General features: G+C 68.9%; 17 protein-coding genes. 10 read left to right on the top strand and 7 right to left on the bottom strand.

The annotated features are described in order from the left end of the window. Positions 1–39: 39 nt before the first annotated feature. Both EZJ19_RS16240 and rsgA read left to right on the top strand, forming a co-directional pair. On the top strand, positions 40–309 hold the full coding sequence (locus EZJ19_RS16240) for a hypothetical protein (RefSeq protein WP_240754658.1): 270 nt from the start codon (positions 40–42) through the stop codon (positions 307–309). Continuing rightward, complete coding sequence (rsgA, locus tag EZJ19_RS04830; RefSeq protein WP_240754657.1) at positions 270–734, top strand: ribosome small subunit-dependent GTPase A; 465 nt, start codon at positions 270–272, stop codon at positions 732–734. The genes EZJ19_RS16240 and rsgA overlap by 40 nt, the downstream gene beginning before the upstream one ends. Before the next feature lie 13 nt (positions 735–747). On the opposite strand, the gene EZJ19_RS04825 is transcribed toward rsgA, so the two are convergent. The 4 genes from EZJ19_RS04825 to EZJ19_RS04810 all read right to left on the bottom strand — a co-directional run bounded on the left by EZJ19_RS04825 (position 748) and on the right by EZJ19_RS04810 (position 5,018). Continuing rightward, positions 748–2,541, bottom strand: a complete 1,794-nt coding sequence (locus EZJ19_RS04825) for a DEAD/DEAH box helicase (RefSeq protein WP_131445166.1) — start codon at positions 2,539–2,541, stop codon at positions 748–750. Positions 2,542–2,625: 84 nt separating this feature from the next. Continuing rightward, on the bottom strand, positions 2,626–3,489 hold the full coding sequence (locus EZJ19_RS04820) for an HDOD domain-containing protein (RefSeq protein WP_131445165.1): 864 nt from the start codon (positions 3,487–3,489) through the stop codon (positions 2,626–2,628). Between the two features lie 18 nt (positions 3,490–3,507). Beyond that, positions 3,508–4,650, bottom strand: coding sequence for a PilT/PilU family type 4a pilus ATPase (locus EZJ19_RS04815; protein WP_131445164.1), 1,143 nt, complete (start codon positions 4,648–4,650; stop codon positions 3,508–3,510). A gap of 110 nt (positions 4,651–4,760) precedes the next feature. After that, entirely contained in the window at positions 4,761–5,018 is a 258-nt protein-coding gene (locus EZJ19_RS04810; RefSeq protein ID WP_131445163.1) for a hypothetical protein, read from the bottom strand. Positions 5,019–5,234: 216 nt separating this feature from the next. Between EZJ19_RS04810 and EZJ19_RS04805 the strand changes: the two genes are divergently transcribed. From EZJ19_RS04805 to msrA, 3 genes are read left to right on the top strand one after another with little or no spacing between them, the layout of a single operon-like run. After that, positions 5,235–6,650 (top strand): OmpA family protein, encoded by a 1,416-nt coding sequence (locus EZJ19_RS04805; RefSeq protein WP_131445162.1) that lies wholly within the window; start codon positions 5,235–5,237, stop codon positions 6,648–6,650. A 58-nt stretch (positions 6,651–6,708) separates the two neighbouring features. Then, the gene (locus EZJ19_RS04800) at positions 6,709–7,878 is read left to right on the top strand and encodes a M20 aminoacylase family protein (protein WP_131445161.1); all 1,170 of its coding nucleotides are present in this window, start codon (positions 6,709–6,711) and stop codon (positions 7,876–7,878) included. Position 7,879: 1 nt separating this feature from the next. Beyond that, positions 7,880–8,410 (top strand): peptide-methionine (S)-S-oxide reductase MsrA, encoded by a 531-nt coding sequence (gene msrA / locus EZJ19_RS04795; RefSeq protein WP_131445160.1) that lies wholly within the window; start codon positions 7,880–7,882, stop codon positions 8,408–8,410. A gap of 19 nt (positions 8,411–8,429) precedes the next feature. Here msrA and EZJ19_RS04790 read toward each other — a convergent pair whose 3' ends face one another. Then, on the bottom strand, positions 8,430–9,281 hold the full coding sequence (locus EZJ19_RS04790) for an endonuclease/exonuclease/phosphatase family protein (RefSeq protein WP_131445159.1): 852 nt from the start codon (positions 9,279–9,281) through the stop codon (positions 8,430–8,432). Between the two features lie 15 nt (positions 9,282–9,296). Then, the gene (glgC, locus tag EZJ19_RS04785) at positions 9,297–10,580 is read right to left on the bottom strand and encodes a glucose-1-phosphate adenylyltransferase (protein WP_131445178.1); all 1,284 of its coding nucleotides are present in this window, start codon (positions 10,578–10,580) and stop codon (positions 9,297–9,299) included. A 150-nt stretch (positions 10,581–10,730) separates the two neighbouring features. On the opposite strand from glgC, the gene glgB reads away from it, so the two are divergent. From glgB to EZJ19_RS04760, 5 genes are read left to right on the top strand one after another with little or no spacing between them, the layout of a single operon-like run. Beyond that, the gene (gene glgB / locus EZJ19_RS04780) at positions 10,731–12,893 is read left to right on the top strand and encodes a 1,4-alpha-glucan branching protein GlgB (protein ID WP_131445158.1); all 2,163 of its coding nucleotides are present in this window, start codon (positions 10,731–10,733) and stop codon (positions 12,891–12,893) included. Continuing rightward, complete coding sequence (locus EZJ19_RS04775) at positions 12,890–14,083, top strand: methyltransferase (RefSeq protein ID WP_165873463.1); 1,194 nt, start codon at positions 12,890–12,892, stop codon at positions 14,081–14,083. Before glgB ends, EZJ19_RS04775 begins: the two co-directional genes overlap by 4 nt. Before the next feature lie 46 nt (positions 14,084–14,129). Continuing rightward, the gene (gene pgi, locus EZJ19_RS04770) at positions 14,130–15,761 is read left to right on the top strand and encodes a glucose-6-phosphate isomerase (protein WP_131445156.1); all 1,632 of its coding nucleotides are present in this window, start codon (positions 14,130–14,132) and stop codon (positions 15,759–15,761) included. Positions 15,762–15,787: 26 nt separating this feature from the next. Further along, a complete protein-coding gene (locus EZJ19_RS04765) occupies positions 15,788–16,171 on the top strand; it encodes a SirB2 family protein (RefSeq protein ID WP_131445155.1) in 384 nt (127 codons plus the stop codon). Next, positions 16,171–17,130, top strand: a complete 960-nt coding sequence (locus tag EZJ19_RS04760; RefSeq protein WP_131445154.1) for a helix-turn-helix transcriptional regulator — start codon at positions 16,171–16,173, stop codon at positions 17,128–17,130. The genes EZJ19_RS04765 and EZJ19_RS04760 overlap by 1 nt, the downstream gene beginning before the upstream one ends. A 16-nt stretch (positions 17,131–17,146) precedes the next feature. Here EZJ19_RS04760 and EZJ19_RS04755 read toward each other — a convergent pair. Next, on the bottom strand, positions 17,147–17,504 hold a 358-nt coding region (locus EZJ19_RS04755), incomplete at its 5' end, for a mechanosensitive ion channel family protein (RefSeq protein ID WP_131445153.1).

Below are 17,504 nucleotides of genomic sequence, written 5' to 3'. Positions count from 1 at the left end.
CTGCGATAGGCTGCGTCGGACATCTTTGCAGGCGCGACGATGACGCAGCGACGCGACGGACTGGCGGCACTCGGCTGGGACGACTGGTTCGACGGCAGGGCGCGGTGCCCGGCGACGGATGCCGTCGCCCGGGTCGCCGCCACCGTGCTGGCGGCACAGTTGGCGGAGATCCGGGCCGCCGGCATCGCGGCACCGGTCATCACCCTGAGCAACCTGACCGGCGCCGGGGTGGGCACGCTCGGGCAAACCTTGCAGGCGGGCCGCACCTACTGCTTCGTCGGCTCCTCGGGGTCGGCAAGAGCACCCTGATCAACCGCCTGGCCGGCCACCGGGTACAGGAGACCGGCACGGTCAGCGGCAGCGGCGAAGGCCGCCATACCACCGTCCGCCGGGAACTGATCCGCCTGGACGGCGGCGCCCTGGTGATCGACAACCCGGGCATGCGCGAATTCGGCATCGTCGACGCGGAGGACGGGCTGGCGGGCAGCCATGCCGACATCGGCACCCTCGCGGCCGGTTGCCGCTACCGCGATTGCAGCCACACCGGGGAACCCGGCTGCGCCGTGCTCGCGGCGCTCGATTCCGGCGCCATCAGCCGCGCCCACTACGAGAACTACCTGAAGCTCCGGGACGAGTCGGCGTTCTACCGGATGTCCCATGCCGAACGGCGCCAGAAGGACCGCGATTTCGGCAAGTACATCAAGTCCGTGAAGAAGGACCTGCGCGACAACTAGGGCGAAGCGGCGCCTATCCGGCTTGTCCGGCGCCCTCGCGCAGCACCAGCAACTCCTCCGTGGCCCGGGTCATGGCGACGTAGAGCAGCCGGGCCTCCGCCTCGGCATCCGCCTCCTCCGACCCCGGGCGGCCGAGGCCGGGGATCGCCACGAACGGGAACTCCAGCCCCTTGCTGCTGTGGAACGGCATCAGCCGGATGGAATCCTGCTGGCCGTCGAACTTGATCTGGTCCTTCCAGGTCAGCGGGATGCCCTCGCGGCGCAGCACCTCCTTGACCACCTTGCCGACCGGCTCCCAGGTCCGGTACAGCACGGCCATGTCCTGCCAGGCCACGCCGTCGTCGTGGGCCGCCTTGAGACGCTCGGCCAGGTACTTGCCCTCCGCCTTCAGGCTGGGCAACTCGACCAGCATGGGGCGCCGGCCGGCCCGGCCGGCCGAGACCGGCACCAGGCGCGGCACGCCGTCCTCGTCCGCCTCGGCCGGGGTGAGCAGCTTCGCGGCGAAACGGGCGGCGAAGTCGAGGATCTCGCGGGTGTTGCGGTAGTTGACCTTGAGGATGGTGGTGCGGCCCTGGGCCTGGATGCCGACGCTGCGGAAGCTGAAATCGCGCGCCTTGCCGGTGTCGTAGATGGACTGGGCATCGTCGTACAGGAGCAGCAGCGAGTTGCTCCGGGGGTCGACCATGCGGACCACCAGCTTGAGCCATTCCGGCCGGAAGTCGTGGCCCTCGTCGACCAGCACGGCGTCGTACTGGCCGGACGGGATGTGGCCCTGCTCGACGCCGTCGATGACCCGTTGCGCCAGGGCGTCGTAGAACAGGCCCGAGCCCGGCTCCGGCAAGCCGACGTGGTAGGCGCGCAGCTGGCGGTGGCACCAGGCGTGGAAGTTCTGCACCAGGACCCGGTCGGCGACGCCCTTGGCGCGCATCCAGTGCTCCAGGCGGTGCGCCAGCGGCTTGTTGTAGCAGAGGATCAGGATGGGCTTGGCGCACACCTTGGCCAGGTGCTCGGCGCGGTAGCCGAGGATCAGCGTCTTGCCCGAGCCGGCGACGCCGTGGATGACCCGGTGGCCCTCGCCCAGGCTGCGCGCCAGCTGTTCCTGCTGCAGGTCCATGACGCGGACGAGATCGGGCGCCGGCGCGTCCGCCGCGGTCTCGTCGAAGAGGCCAATCTGCGCGCTGGGCAGGCGAATCTCGGGAAACAGGTGCCAGCGGATGCGGTCGAGTTGCGGCAGCGACAGGGAACCCCAGCCACCCACGTCGAACATCGCCCACAACCGCTTCTGGAAGGTCTCGACGTCGGCGGCCTCGGTCATCTCGTCCTGGCAGACCACCCGGTGTGCCCCCAGCACCTCGCCCAGGTCGGTCGCCTCGAAGGCCTTGCGCGGGACGTTGGCGAGGACGACGCCGTAGCTCCACGGGAAGGTCAGCCGGCCCTGCCACCTGCCCGTGGAAAAGACCAGTTGGGGATCTTTCTGCAGGGTATCGACCACGGCCTGGGCGTACTGGCGCGCCTGCTCCATGGGATTGGCCTTGTGGACCAGGCCCTGGCCGGTGAGCAGGGCGACGTCGGTCTTGCTGATCGACTGGATGTGCTCCAGCTTCCAGTCCTTCACCTCCAGGACCAGCAGGCCGCGCTTGGGATGCAGGACGATGAAGTCCGGATGCCTCAGGGCGGCGCCGACTGCGACGTCGTACCAGCACAGGTAATCGTCCTCGAGCTTGGCCTCGAGGCGCTGGGCGAAGCGGCGCTCGCCCGGCGTCATGCGGCCGGCGCAGGAGGAATAGCTGGGTATCAGGGTCGCCATGGTTCCGGTTATCGGGCCCGGCCCCGGCCGGTGCGGCGGGGCGGGCGTGCATTGTAAACGGCCGGGCGCGCCCGCCGGGCCGGATCAACCGGCCGGACGCAGCTGCGGGAAGAACAGGGTCACCACCTCGCCGTGGTTCATCTCGGCGATCAGGCGGATGGTGGCGACGTTGGCGGGCTTGAGGCCGCTCAGGGTCCAGATGCTCTCGTCGAACAGCTCGGCGATGGCCTCGCTCTCCATCTTCTGCTCCATGGCGTCGGTCATGATCCGGGCCAGGTTCAGCATGGCGGCGTCGCGCCGGTACAGCTCATCGGCCAGGGCCGGCTCGATCTGGCCGGCGATGGCGGCGCCCAGGCGGGGCGGCAGATGCCACTTGTCGACCAGGGCGGCGCCGACCTCGGCATAGTCGCAGCCGAGGAGTTCGCGTTCGAGTTCGTGCAACGGCCGGCCGCTCTGCACCGAGAGCATCTGTGCCTGCTCGGCCAGCTTCGGTTCGACCTCGTACATGACCAGGTGGCCGAGGTCCGACAGCAGGCCGGCGACGAAGAAGCGCTCCAGCTCGCCGGCGCGCACCATCTCGGCGCCGGTGCGGGCGATCAGGGCGCGCATCACGCTGTTGCTCCAGAACCGGGTCATGTTCATGTTGGCCGGGCTCATGCCCTTGAACATCGCCGACACCGAGGTGGCCAGGACGATGTCGTGCACCTGCTGCATGCCCAGGATGCTGACCGCGCGCGACACCGTGTCGACCCGGCTCATGAGGCCGAAGTAGACGCTGTTGACGACGTGCAGCAGGCGGGCGGTGATGGCGGCATCGACGGAGACGACGTTGGCCAGGTCGATGATGGAACTGTCCGCATTGTCCAGCACCCCGCGCACTTGATGGTAAACGGCCGGCAAGGAGGACAGCTCCTTGATGCCGACGACCATTTCCTTGGCTTTTTCCATCACGTTCTCCGGCCCCTCCTACATTTCGATTTCGGGCAACGCCGCCGCGGCGCGGCTGTTCGCGCGCGCCCCGGACGACGCACCGGCGGCGGCCGGCTCGGCATCCTCGCCGTGCACGAGCAGGTGGAACTGGCGCGGCGAATCGGCATTCGCACGCGCCTCGTCGAGATCGATCCGTCCCGCCTTGTAGAGTTTCACGATGGCCTGGTCGAAGCTCTGCATGTCCTCGTGGCCGCCGCGCTCCATCATGTCCTTGATCTCGTCCAGACGGCCCTCGCGGATCAGCTGCTTCATGTGGTAGTCGGCGACGAACACCTCGATGGCCGGCAGGCGCTTGCCGTCGACGCCGCGCACCAGGCGCTGGCCGATGATGCCGAGCAGGCAGGAGGCGAGGTCGAAGAGCACCGTGGCGCGGGTCTCCAGGGGGAAGAAGTTGACGATCCGGGTCAGGGCCTGGTGGGCGTTGATGGCGTGCAGGGTGGACAGGCACAGGTGGCCGGTGTTGGCGAAGTTGATCACCTCCTGCATGGTCGAGCGTTCGCGGATCTCGCCGATCATGATCATGTCGGGCGACTCGCGCAGGGCGTTGATCAGGGCCGTCTCGTAGGATTCCGTGTCGGTGCCGATCTCGCGCTGGTTCACGATCGACTTCTGGTGCCGGAAGATGAACTCGATCGGATCCTCGATGGTGAGGATGTGGCCCGAACTGGAAAGGTTGCGGTAGGACAGCATGGAAGCCATGGTGGTCGACTTGCCCGAACCGGTCGACCCGACCACCAGGATGAGCCCGCGCCGCTCGTTGACCAGGCGGCCCAGCACCGGCGGCAGGCCGAGGTCGGGCAGGTCGGGAATCTGCGCGCTCAGGCGCCGCACCACCATGGCGACGGCACCGCGCTGGCGGAATACGTTGATGCGGAAGCGCCCCACCCCGGCCAGGCTGTAGCCGAAATTCATCTCCCAGGAGGTTTCGTAGCGCTTGATCTGGTCCTCGGTCATGATCGAGTAGGCCAGCTGGCGCACGTCGGCGGGGGTCAGTTCGGGCGACGCGATCGGCCGTACCAGGCCCTCGATCTTCATGCTGACCCGGGCGCCCGCGGTGAAAAACAGGTCCGAGGCGGCCATCTTGGCCATGGCCTCGAGCAACTGGGCAACGTTAACCACCGAAGGACCCCCAAACTTGAATAGGCATCTGGCTTAAAGATAACAAACAATGCGGGGTGGCGCTCGCCACCGAGCGCCACCCCGCCGCCGCCCATCCTGCCGGGCGCGCCTCAACGATGCGCCATGACGATCCAGAACATGCGTCGCACCATCTCGGCCTTGCGCGCCCTCAGGTCGCCGTCCTCGGCCACCCGGTCGCGCGCCGGCTGGACCTCGCGCGGCGCGGCGCCGGCCTCGCCGACGCGTTCCCAGGCGGCCACCTTGACCGCCGCCGCCAGGTTCTCGGCCTTGCCGGTTTCCGCCCGTACCGGGGTCCCCGCGGCCGTCGCCAGGGCCAGGACCAGGAACAATTTCGCGCTCGTCTTCATGGTGTTCTCCTTTTCGCCGCCGCCGGCCCCTGCCGGCCATGGCGTAAAGGTAGGCAGGGACGCGCGCCGGGCTTAGCAACCCGGTCGCAACCCGGTGCACCAACCCGGTTTGGCCGGCCCCGCGCCGGCTGGATTTCCGCACCCGAGTGTCCTAAGCTAGGCCGCAACCGGCAGCGCCCGCGGGCCTGCCCACCGTCCCACCAGGAGAGATCAGTCATGAACATGCCATCCGCAAAACCGCTGCTGCTGCCGGCGCTGGTCGCCCTGGCCCTGGGCGGTTGCGCCAGCAAGGAATTCGTCCAGCAGGAGGTCGGCGGCGTCGGCAAGCGCATCGACGACCTGCAGGCCATGCTGGACAAGGCTAACCAGCGCATCGAGATCAACACCCGCTGGCTGACCGAGACGGACGGCCGCCTGGCCAAGAACGAATCCGGCCAGGCCGCCCTCGGCAGCCGGATCGACGACACCGCCGCCGGCCTCACCAAGGCGGGCGCCAGGATCGACTCGGTGGCCGACGGCCTGGCCGTGGCCGGCAAGCGCATCTACAACAACACCACCGCGATCGTCGCCGCCAACCAGCGCATCGACGGTCTCGACGGCCGTCTCGGCAGCCTCGACGAGCAGGCCGTGAACACCCGCCAGACCCTGGCCGACAGCAACGTCCAGATCGCCCGTCTGGAAGGCGAGCTGGCCGCCGTCAAGGGCACCGCCACGGCCACCGCGCTGGCCCCGCTGGCCGCGCCCGCGCCGGCCGAAGCGGTGGCCCCCGCGGCCCCGGCCGCCGCGCCCGCCAGCCCGCAACTGGCCGACAGCCAGGCCCGCCTGGACGACATCGCGGCACGCATCGAGGCCGCCACCAAGCGCATCGACGACAACATGGCGACCATCCAGGCCGCCTCGGAACGCCTCAAGGCCGTCGAGGGCGGGCTGGGCGCGGCCCAGGCCGGCATCCAGGCCGGCGAAACCGCCCTGGCGGCGACCAACAAGCGGGTCGGCGAAGTGCAGGAAGGCCTGGACGCCGCCGGCCAGCGCATCGCCGCCAACGATGCCGCCGTCGCGGCCGCCAACAAGCGCCTGGACAACCTGGAGATGACCCTGGCCGTCGCGGTCAACAAGATCGAGACCGGCGACAAGCAGCTGGCCGAGCACGGCGAGCGGCTCGCGGCCGTCGACAGCCGCCTCGGCCACGCCGAGAGCGATCTCAGCCAGGCCTCGGCGACCGCCAAGGAGGCGCTCGAACGGGCCAGTTCGGCGGGCAAGCTGGCCGAGGGCAAGCTGCTCTACGAAACCCAGATATCCGACGAGACTGCCTCGTTCGCCTTCCAGTCGGCCACCCTGACGGATTCCGCCAAGCAGGCCCTGACGGCCTTCGCCGACAAGCTCAAGGCCGAGAACCAGGACGTCTACATCGAGATCCAGGGCCACACCGACGATTCCGGGCCGGCCGAGGTCAACTACCGTCTGGCCCAGGCCCGTGCGGAAGCCGTGCGCGACTACCTGCACGCCGAGTGCGGCCTGCCGCTGCACCGCATGGCCGTGGTGTCGTACGGGGAAACCCGCCCGGTGGCCGACAACAAGACCCGCGCGGGCCGCATGAAGAACCGCCGGGTCCAGTTGGTCGTCCTCAAGTAAGCCCGTCAGCCCGGCCCGCGCCGCGGGGCGCGGGCCTTTTTCGTCTCTGGTGAAGCGCATGCAACCGATCCCTGCCCTCCTCGCCGAGCGCGCCCGACTCGCCAGCCTGCGGCGCGACATCCACGCCCACCCCGAACTCGCCTTCGAGGAACGCCGCACCGCCGACCTGGTGGCCGGCGCCCTGCGCCTGGCCGGCCTCGAGGTGCACGAGGGCATTGCCGAGACCGGCGTGGTCGGCGTCCTCAGGCGCGGCAGCAGCCCGCGCATCATCGGCCTGCGCGCCGACATGGACGCCCTGCCCCTGGTCGAACAGAACGGCTTCCCGCACCGCTCCCGCCACGAGGGCCGCATGCATGCCTGCGGCCACGACGGCCACACCGCCATGCTCCTGGGCGCCGCCGAGCACCTAGCCAAGGCGGGCGACTTCGACGGCACCGTGTGCTTCATCTTCCAGCCCGCCGAGGAGACGGTGGGCGGCGCCCGGGTGATGATCGAGCAGGGCCTGCTGGAACGCTTCCCGATCCAGCGGGTGTTCGGCATGCACAACTGGCCGGGCCTGCCGGCCGGGCAGTTCGCGGTGCATGCCGGCCCGGTGATGGCCTGCTCGGACCAGTTCGACATCGTCGTGCGCGGCCACGGCGCCCATGCCGCCATGCCGCACCAGGGCCGCGACCCGGTCGTGGCGGGCGCCGCCCTGGTCCAGGTCCTGCAGTCCGTGGTCAGCCGCACGGTCGACCCGCTCGAGGCCGTGGTCCTCTCGGTCACCCGCTTCTTCGCCGGCGAGGCCTACAACGTCATTCCCGACGAGGTGCGCCTCGGCGGCACCCTGCGCGCCTTCAAGAACGAGTTGCGCGACCAGGCCGAGGTCGCCATGGAGCGCCTGTGCCACGGCATCGGCGTCGCCCACGGCGTGCAGATCGGCCTGGACTACCGGCGCGGCTACCCGCCCACCGTCAACACCGCGGCCGAAGCGGCGACCTGCCGTACCGTGGCAGCCGGCCTGGTCGGCGAGGCCAACGTGCAGGCCAGCCGGCACCCGTCCATGGGCGCCGAGGATTTCGCCTATTTCCTGAACGAGCGGCCGGGCTGCTACGTCTGGATCGGCAACGGCCTGGGCGAGGGCGGCTGCATGCTGCACAACCCGCATTACGACTTCAACGACGACATCCTCGCCCTGGGCGCCAGCTACTGGGTGAAGCTTGCCGAACACCTGCTGGCGAAGGAATGACATGAGCGAGATCGCGACCCTGGCGGGCGGCTGCTTCTGGTGCCTGGAAGCCGCCTACCTGCAACTGCGAGGCATCGAGAAGGTCGTCTCGGGCTACATGGGCGGCGCCCTCGACCGGCCCACCTACGACCAGGTCTGCCGCGGCCACAGCGGCCACGCGGAAGTGGTGCAGATCACCTTCGACCCGGCCGTGATCGACTACCCGGCCCTGCTCGAGGTGTTCTTCGCCATCCATGATCCGACCACCCTGAACCGCCAGGGCAACGATGTCGGCAGCCAGTATCGCTCGGCGATCTTCTGGCACACGCCGGAACAGAAGGCGGCCGCCGAGGCGGCGGTGGCGGGGTTGGCCGCCGAAGGCGCCTGGGGCGCCCCCATCGTCACCGAGATCGCCGAGGCGAGCACCTTTTGGCCCGCCGAGGACTACCACCAGGATTATTTCGCCCAGCATCCCAACCAGGGCTACTGCCAATACGTGGTGGCGCCGAAGGTGGTGAAGGTACGCGCCAAGTTCGCCGCGCGGCTGAAGTAGGCCGCACCGGAGCGCCGGATCAGGCCAGCTCGATCCAGACCGGCTGGTGGTCGGACGCCGCCGTGGCGGCGTTGACGTGGTGGCCGCGCAGGCGCGCCGCCAGGTCCTCGGTCAGGAAGACGAAATCGAAGCAGCAGGGGCGGTCGACCCAGTCGACCTTGTGCACCCCGACGGTGGCCGCATGGCCCGCGGCGCCGTGCAGGACCGACCAGGCGTCGCGCCAGGCGGGCGTGCCGTCGGCATAGGGGGCCAGCATGCGAGCCCGCTCGGCCGCCTCGGCCGGGTAGTTCATGTCGCCGCACACGATGGCCGAGGCCGGCCGTGCGAACACCTCGAAGCTACCGCCACCCTCGCCCTTGCCCAGGCGCGGCCGGCGGGCATGGCCGCAGGCCTCGGCGTGCAGGGTACGGATGGCGTCGATCTGCGCCTCGCGCTGGACGCGCGAGTAATACTCCAGGTGGGTGGTCATGACACGCAGGGGCCCGAACTCCGCCTCCAGCACCGCCTCGACCAGGACGCGCTGCATGGACGGGACCTCCGGATCCACCGGCCAGGGCAGCAGGTGGCGCCAGACCTGGCCGACCGGCAGGCGCGAGAAGATCGCGTTGCCGAACCGCTTGCGGCCGCCGCGGCCGTCCGGCAGGTCGGTGGCGGCGCCGTAGACCGGCGCGTAGCCGGGCAGGCCGGCGGCCAGGACGGCCATCTCGTCCTCGCCGGCGCTGCCGGGCAGGCCCGGGAAGTTGACCGCCACCTCCTGCAGGCAGATGACGTCGAAATCCGCCATGGCGCGGATTTCCCGCAGCAGGCGGTCGAGGTCGACCCGGCCGTCCATGCCGCGCCCCCACTGGATGTTCCAGGTGAGCAGCTTCACGACGGCGGACCGGCCTCAGCGGAAGTGGTGGATATCCTGCCCGAGCATCTCCGGGGTGATCAGGGTGACGCCCTTGGGGCTGACGAAATAGCGCTTCTTGTCCGCCTCGTGGTCGACGCCGATGGAGGTCCCGTCCGGGATGTTGCAGCCCTTGTCGATGACCACGTTCTTGAGCACGCAACCTTCGCCGACGCGCACGTCGGGCAGGACCACGGCACGTTCCAGATAGCTGCCGTCATGGACGCGGACGTTCGAGAACAGGACCGACTGGCGCACGGTCGCACCGCTGATGATGCAGCCGCCGGAGACCATGGAGTCCACCGCCATGCCGCGGCGGTCGTCGGAGTCGAACACGAACTTGGCCGGCGGGAGCTGCTCCTGGTGGGTCCAGATCGGCCACTCGCGGTCGTACAGGTTGAGGTCCGGCGTCACCCGGGCCAGGTCCAGGTTGGCTTCCCAGTAGGCGTCGACGGTCCCGACGTCGCGCCAGTACGGGGGCTCGCCGGGGCCGTGCACGCAGCTGTCGGTGAAGCTGTGGGCGGACAGCCGGTAGCCGGTCCTGATCAGGCGCGGGATGATGTCCTTGCCGAAATCGTGCTCCGACTTGGGGTCGTCGGCGTCGTGGATCAGTTGCTCGTACAGGAAGGCGGCGTTGAACACGTAGATGCCCATCGAGCACAGCGCGACGCCGGGCTTGCCGGGCATCTCGTTCGGCTTGGCCGGCTTCTCGGTGAACTCCGTGACGCGGTTCTCGGCATCGACGGTCATCACGCCGAAGGCACCGGCCGCCTCTTCCACGGGCACCTCGATGCAGGCCACGGTCATGTCGGCGCCGGTCCGGGCGTGATGGGCGAGCATCTCGCCGTAGTCCATCTTGTAGACGTGGTCGCCGGCCAGGACGAGGACGTATTCCGGCTTGTGGATGCGCAGGATGTCGAGGTTCTGGTAGATGGCGTCGGCGGTGCCGCGGTACCAGGTGTCCTCGTCGACGCGCTGGGAGGCCGGGTGCAGTTCGACGAACTCGTTGAACTCGCCGCGCAGGAAACCCCAGCCGCGCTGGATGTGCTTGATCAGGCTGTGCGCCTTGTACTGGGTGATCACGCCGATCCGCCGGATGCCGGAGTTCATGCAGTTGGACAAGGGGAAGTCGACGATGCGGAATTTGCCCCCGAATGGCACAGCCGGCTTGGCGCGCCAGTCCGTAAGCTGTTTCAGACGGCTGCCACGGCCTCCCGCGAGGATCAGGGCGACGGTGTTCTTGGTCAGCAGGCTGACGAAACGGGGTTGTTCTTTGTGCAGCACGTGTTTTTCCTCTCAACAGTGTATGTAGGCAATTTCCGTCTAGATTTTAAATCTAGAATACGACCACGATATCCGAAAATTCACTGGCCGCCGACGATTGGCGGATAATGCTATCGGTAACCCGTTACGAAAGACATTGGCCATTCCATGCATATATCAAGTATCGAACGTCTGCTGACGGCCCGCCATCACGACCCGTTCGCCGTGCTGGGTCTGCATTCCGACCATGGCAAGCCGCTCCTCCGGGTACTCCGCCCACATGCCGAATCGGTCACCCTGCTGATGCCTGGCGGGGAAGCCGCCCTTACCCTCGTCGACGAACGCGGCCTGTTCGAATGGTGCGGCGAGCACACGCCGGAAAGACCGGTGCGCCTGCGCGTACGAGAGGACGGCACCGATTTCGAGGTCGTCGACCCGTATTGCTTCCTGCCCTTCCTGTCCGAGCAGGAGATCTATCTTTTCAACGAAGGCCGCCTGCTCGAGGCCTACAACACCTTGGGCGCCCATCCGGCCGTGCACGACGGCATCGAGGGCGTCCGCTTCTCGGTCTGGGCGCCGAGCGCCGAGCGCGTCTCCGTGGTCGGCAGCTTCAACCGCTGGGACGGCCGCGTGCACATGATGCGCGCGCGCGGTAGTTCCGGTGTCTGGGAACTGTTCATCCCGGGCCTGAAGCCGGGCGACATGTACAAATACGAGATCCGCAACGCCAACACCGGCGCGATCCTGGTCAAGACCGATCCCTACGGGCAACGCTTCGAGAAACGGCCGGGCACCGCCGCCGTGGTCTCCGAGCCGAGCAGCTACGCCTGGGGCGACGGCGACTGGCTGCATGCGCGCGCCAAGATCGACTGGCTGCATACGCCGATGAACATCTACGAGGTGCACGCCGGCTCCTGGCGCCGCCACCCCGACGGCCGCGTGTACAGCTACCGCGAGCTGGCCGATACCCTGGTGCCGTACGCCAAGGACATGGGCTTCACGCACATCGAGTTCCTGCCCGTCACCGAGCACCCGCTGGACGAATCCTGGGGCTACCAGACCACCGGCTACTTCGCCGCCACCTCGCGCTTCGGCAGCCAGGACGACCTCAAGTACCTGATCGACAGCTGCCACCGCGCCGGCATCGGCGTCATCCTGGACTGGGTGCCGGGGCACTTCCCGATGGACAGCTGGGCGCTCGCCCGCTTCGACGGCTCGGCCCTGTACGAACACGAGGACCCGCGCCTGGGCGTGCACCAGGACTGGGGCACCCACATCTTCAACTACGGCCGCAACGAGGTGAAGGGCTTCCTGCTCGCCAGCGCCGACTACTGGCTGCGCGAATACCACTTCGACGGGCTGCGCGTCGACGCGGTCGCGTCCATGCTCTACCTGGACTACTCGCGCAAGGACGGCGAATGGCTGCCGAACAAGTACGGCGGCCGCGAGAACCTGGAGGCGATCGCCTTCCTGCGCGAGATGAACGCCATGATCCCGGAACGCTTCCCGGGTGCGCTCACCTTCGCCGAGGAATCGACCGCCTGGCCCATGGTGTCGCGCCCGACCTACGTCGGCGGCCTCGGCTTCTCGATGAAGTGGAACATGGGCTGGATGAACGACACCCTGGCCTATGCCAGCCTGGATCCGGTGTACCGGCGCTTCCACCAGAACAACCTCACCTTCGGCCAGCTGTACGCCTACTCGGAGAACTTCGTCCTGCCCTTCTCGCACGACGAGGTGGTGCACGGCAAGGGCTCCCTGCTCACCAAGATGCCGGGCGACGCCTGGCGGAAGTTCGCCAACCTGCGCCTGCTGCTCACCTACCAGTTCTGCACGCCGGGCAAGAAGCTCAACTTCATGGGCAACGAGTTCGGCCAGGGCCGGGAATGGAACCAGGGTTGGGAACTGGACTGGAGCCTGGTCGAGACGCACTGGCACGTCGGCGTGCAGCGCTGCGTGCGCGACCTCGGCCGGTTGTACCGCGTCCTGCCGCAGTTGCACGAGCTGGACTTCGACCACGAAGGCTTCGCCTGGATCGACTGCCACGATGCCGACCAGTCCGTGCTCTCCTTCCTGCGCCGCGACCGCAACGGCCGGGCCGTGGTGTGTGCCTTCAACTTCACCCCGGTACCGCGCACCGGCTACCGGATCGGCTGCCCGGCGTCGGGTCTCTGGCGCGAGATCTTCAACAGCGACTCCGAGTGGTACGCCGGCTCCAACACCGGTAACGGCGCCGGCCTGCTGGCCGAGGAGCAACCCTGGATGGGCTTCGCCCATTCCCTGGTGGTCACCCTGCCGCCGCTGTCCGGCGTCATCCTCGCCGCCGATTGACCCTGGCCGAACGGAAGGCGCGCCTGGAAGCCCTGCTGCAGGGCTTCCAGGACGTCTGGCGGCCGCAGCCGTTCCGGGTCGAAACACCCGCCTGGTGTGACGCCCATCCGGCCCTGCGCGACGAACTGCTGGCCCTCGACGATGCCGCGGTCGACCGGCTGAGCGCCGACAACCACGCCCTGATCGCCCTGATCGGGCGCCACCTGCCCGCGTTGGCCGGCCTGGCCGAACTGATCGAGCTGCCGCCCCCGCCCACCCCGGCTCCGCCCGGCCATGCCGACCGGCTGGACACGGCGGTGCCGGGTCGCAAGCTGGCCCAGATCGACGCCTACGCCGCCGGCCTCGGCCCCCCGCGCGCGCCGGTGCTGGAATGGTGCGCCGGCAAGGGCCACCTGGGCCGCCTGCTGGCCGGGCGCTGGCACTGGCCGGTGGCCAGCCTGGAGATCGACCCGGCCCTGTGCGATGCCGGCGAGGACCTGGCCCGGCGCGCCCACGTCGACTGCATGCAGCACTTCATCCGCGCCGACGCCCTGGCGCCCGGGAGCGCCCGCCACCTGGCCGGCCGCCACGCCGTCGCCCTGCACGCCTGCGGCGACCTGCACACCCGCCTGGTCGCCGACGCCGTCGCCGCCGGCTGCCCGGCCATCGACGTGGCGCCGTGCTGCTACTACCGCACGGCCGGCGAGCGCTACCGGCCGTTCAACCCGACCGGCCTGGAACTGGGCCGCGACGACCTGCGCCTGGCCGTCACCGAGACCGCCACCGCCTCGGCCGCGCAGCGCCGGCAATCGCGCCGGGCCCTGGCCTGGAAGCTGGCCTGGGTGGAACTGCGCCGGGACCGGCACGGCGACCCCGGCTACGTGCCCTTCCCGCCCGTGCCGGAGCGCTGGCTGCGAGGCGGCTTCGAGTCCTTCGTCGCGCACATGCTTGAGCGCAAGGCCGGCCGCGCTCCGGCACCCGACGCGGCAGGCATCGACCTGGCGGCGTACGAGGCGCGCGGATGGGCCCGGGCCGCCCGCATGCTGCGCCTGCAACTCGCGCGGCTGGCCTTCCGGCGCCCCCTCGAAGTGTGGCTGCTGGCCGACATGGCGGTCCACCTGGAGGGGCACGGCTACGCGGTCACCCTCGGCCCCTTCTGCCCGGCCAGCCTGACGCCGCGCAACCTGCTGCTGTCGGCGCGTAAGCATTGAGGCCGGGTTTATAATCCGCCCGACATTACAACAAGGCCCGTTCAACATGCCCGACACCTCCGCTTGGCAGGCCCTCAAGGCCCATCGCAAGACCTGGAACGCGCTGCGCCTGCGTGACCTGTTCGCCAAGGACAAGAAACGCTTCGAACGCCTCTCGCTGCGCCTGGACGACCTGCTGTTCGACTACTCGAAGAACCTGGTCGACGCCGAGACCATCAAGCTGCTGGTCCGCCTGGCCAGGGAGAACAAGGTCGAGCTCATGCGCGAGGCGATGTTCGCCGGCGACCGGATCAACCTGACCGAGGACCGCGCCGTCCTGCACACCGCGCTGCGCAACCGCTCCGAGCGTCCGGTCCTGGTCGACGGCCAGGACGTCATGCCCGAGGTGCGCCGGGTGCTCAAGCAGATGCGCGGCTTCGTCAACCAGGTCCGCTCCGGCAAGTGGAAGGGCTACAAGGGCGACGCCATCACCGACATCGTCAACATCGGCATCGGCGGTTCCGACCTCGGCCCGGTCATGGCCTGCCAGGCCCTGGCGCCCTACGCGAAGAAGGGCCTGAACGCCCATTTCGTCTCCAACGTCGATCCCACCCACCTGGCCGAGGTACTCAAGCGGGTGAATCCGGAGACCACCCTGTTCGTGGTCGCCTCGAAGACCTTCACGACCCAGGAGACCCTGGCCAACGCGCACGCCGCCCGGGCCTGGTTCCTCAAGGCGGCCAAGAAGCCCGAGGCGGTGGCCAAGCACTTCGTCGCCGTCTCCACCAACGCCGCCGAAGTCGGCAAGTTCGGCATCGACACCGCCAACATGTTCGGCTTCTGGGACTGGGTGGGCGGCCGCTATTCGCTCTGGTCGGCCATCGGCCTGCCCATCGCGCTGTACGTCGGCATGGACAACTTCGAGGAGCTGCTCGCCGGCGGCTTCGACATGGACGAGCATTTCCGCACCGCCCCGCTGGACAAGAACATGCCGGTGCTGATGGCGCTGATCGGCCTCTGGTACAACAACTTCTGGGACGCCCAGAGCTACGCCGTGCTGCCCTACGACCAGTACATGGCCCGCTTCCCGGCCTACCTGCAGCAGCTCGACATGGAGTCGAACGGCAAGTCGGTGACGCGCGAGGGCAAGCCGGTCAAGGTCTCCACCGGCCCGATCCTGTTCGGCGAGCCGGGCACCAACGGCCAGCACGCCTTCTACCAGCTCATCCACCAGGGCACCAAGCTGGTGCCGTGCGACTTCCTGGCCGCCGCCGAGCCGCAGAACCCGGTCGCCGACCAGCACGAGATCCTGCTCGCCAACTGCTTCGCCCAGACCGAGGCCCTGATGAAGGGCAAGACCGCCGAGGAGGCGCGTGCCGAACTGGCCGCCGCGGGCCTGGGCAAGGCCGAGATCAAGGAGCTGCTGCCGCACAAGGTGTTCTCCGGCAACCGGCCGACCAACACCCTGATCTACCGCAAGCTGACGCCGCGCACCCTGGGCCGGCTGATCGCCCTCTACGAACACAAGGTGTTCGTCCAGGGCGTGATCTGGAACGTCAACTCCTACGACCAGTGGGGCGTCGAGCTGGGCAAGCAGCTCGCCAAGGTCATCCTGCCCGAGATCAAGGCGGCGACGCCGGCCAAGGGCCATGATGCCTCCACCAACGGACTGATCGACTATTGCCGGCAATGGCGCTGACGGGGAGCTGAGGGGAAAGGGAACAGGTGCAATACACGCTGCTCAAGCTGATCCACGTCGGCACCGTCTACATCACCTTCGGCCTGTTCCTGACCCGCGGCATCTGGATGCTGCTGGACTCGCCCAGGTTGCAGGACCGCTGGGTCAAGGTGGTGCCCCACCTGAACGACACCCTGCTGCTCACCGCGGCCATCGGCATGCTAGTGACGGGCGGCCTGAATCCTTTCTTCCACCCCTGGCTGCTGGTCAAGATCGGCGGCCTGCTGCTCTACATCTACCTCGGCACCATGGCATTGAAACGGGGCCGGACCAAGCTCCAGCGCGCCGGGTACTTTGTCGCGGCCCTCGCCACCATCGGCTACATCATCGCCGTGGCGGTCACCAAGCAGGTCATACCGGGACTGATCTGATGGACCGCATGCAGCGCATCTTCAAGCTGCATCAGATCCTGGCCGGCCGCCGCTATGCCATCCCGCGTGGGCAACTGGAAGCCGAGCTGGAATGCTCGCGTGCCACCCTCACCCGCATCCTCGACGAGATGCGCACCTTCTTCGACGCCCCGATCGAGTTCGACAAGGAGGCGGGCGGCTACCGCTACGGCCGCGCCGCCTTCGAGCTGCCCGGCCTGTGGTTCACGCCGTCCGAGCTGTTCGCCCTGTCGGCGGCCCAGAAGCTGCTCGCCGAGGCCCAGCCGGGCCTGCTCGACGGCCAGCTGGCGCCCCTGAAGGCACGCATCGACCGCCTGCTCGGCCAGGACCACCTGGGCGGCGGCGAGCTGGCCGGCCGCCTGCGCATCCTGCGCGCCGCCGCACGCCAGCCGGACACCCACGTCTTCCAGACCGTGGCCGGGGCCACCGCGCAACGCCGGCGCCTGGCCATCGAGTACCACGGCCGCGAACGCGACCGGGTGAGCACGCGCGAGGTCTCGCCCGAGCGCCTGGTGCACTATCGCGACAACTGGTACCTGGACGCCTGGTGCCACGTCCGCGACGGACTGCGCAGCTTCGCCCTCGACCGCATCCGCGTCGCCCGGATGCTCGACCAGGCCGCCAAGGAACTCGACGAGGCCGAACTGGACCGCCACTACGGCGCCACTTACGGCATCTTCGCCGGCCCCGCCCGCGACCACGCCGTACTCCGCTTCAGCGCCGAGCGGGCGCGCTGGATCGCCGACGAGCGCTGGCACCCGGACCAAGAGGACCGCTGGCTTGACGATGGCCGCTTCGAGCGCCGCCTGCCCTATGCCGACGCCCGCGAACTGGTCCTCGACATACTCAAGTACGGTCCCGACGTCGAGGTCGTCGCCCCGGCCGAACTGCGCGCCGAAACCGCCCGCCGCCTGAAGGCCGCCGCCGCCCAGTACGACTGAGCCGGGCGGCCGCCGGTCAGCCCGCCCGGGTGAACATCACCTGGGCCGGCATGGGCGCCGGGAAGCCGCCCTCGTCGAGCGTCGCCCGGATCGTGCGATTGCCGTCGAAATAGACCTGCCAGTAATGGTCGTTGTGGCAGAACGGACGCACCGCCAGGACCGGACCGACCAGGTTGAACTCCAGTATCTCCACCTCCACCGCCGGCTCGGCCAGGACGTTGGGCAGTGCCGTCAGACGCTCGCGCAGCAGGCGCATGGCCGCCACGTAATCGGCGTTGCCGGCCAGTTGGCACTTCAGTTCCACGCGCCGGAACGAGTTGGCCGTGAAGTTCTGGATGTTGTCGCCGAACACCTTGGCGTTGCCGACGATGGTC

The organism is Parasulfuritortus cantonensis (assembly GCF_004337445.1).
Lineage (GTDB): Bacteria > Pseudomonadota > Gammaproteobacteria > Burkholderiales > Thiobacillaceae > Parasulfuritortus > Parasulfuritortus cantonensis.
The sequence above is the reverse complement of the archived record's forward strand: the minus strand, read 5'-3'. Positions and strand labels throughout refer to the sequence as shown.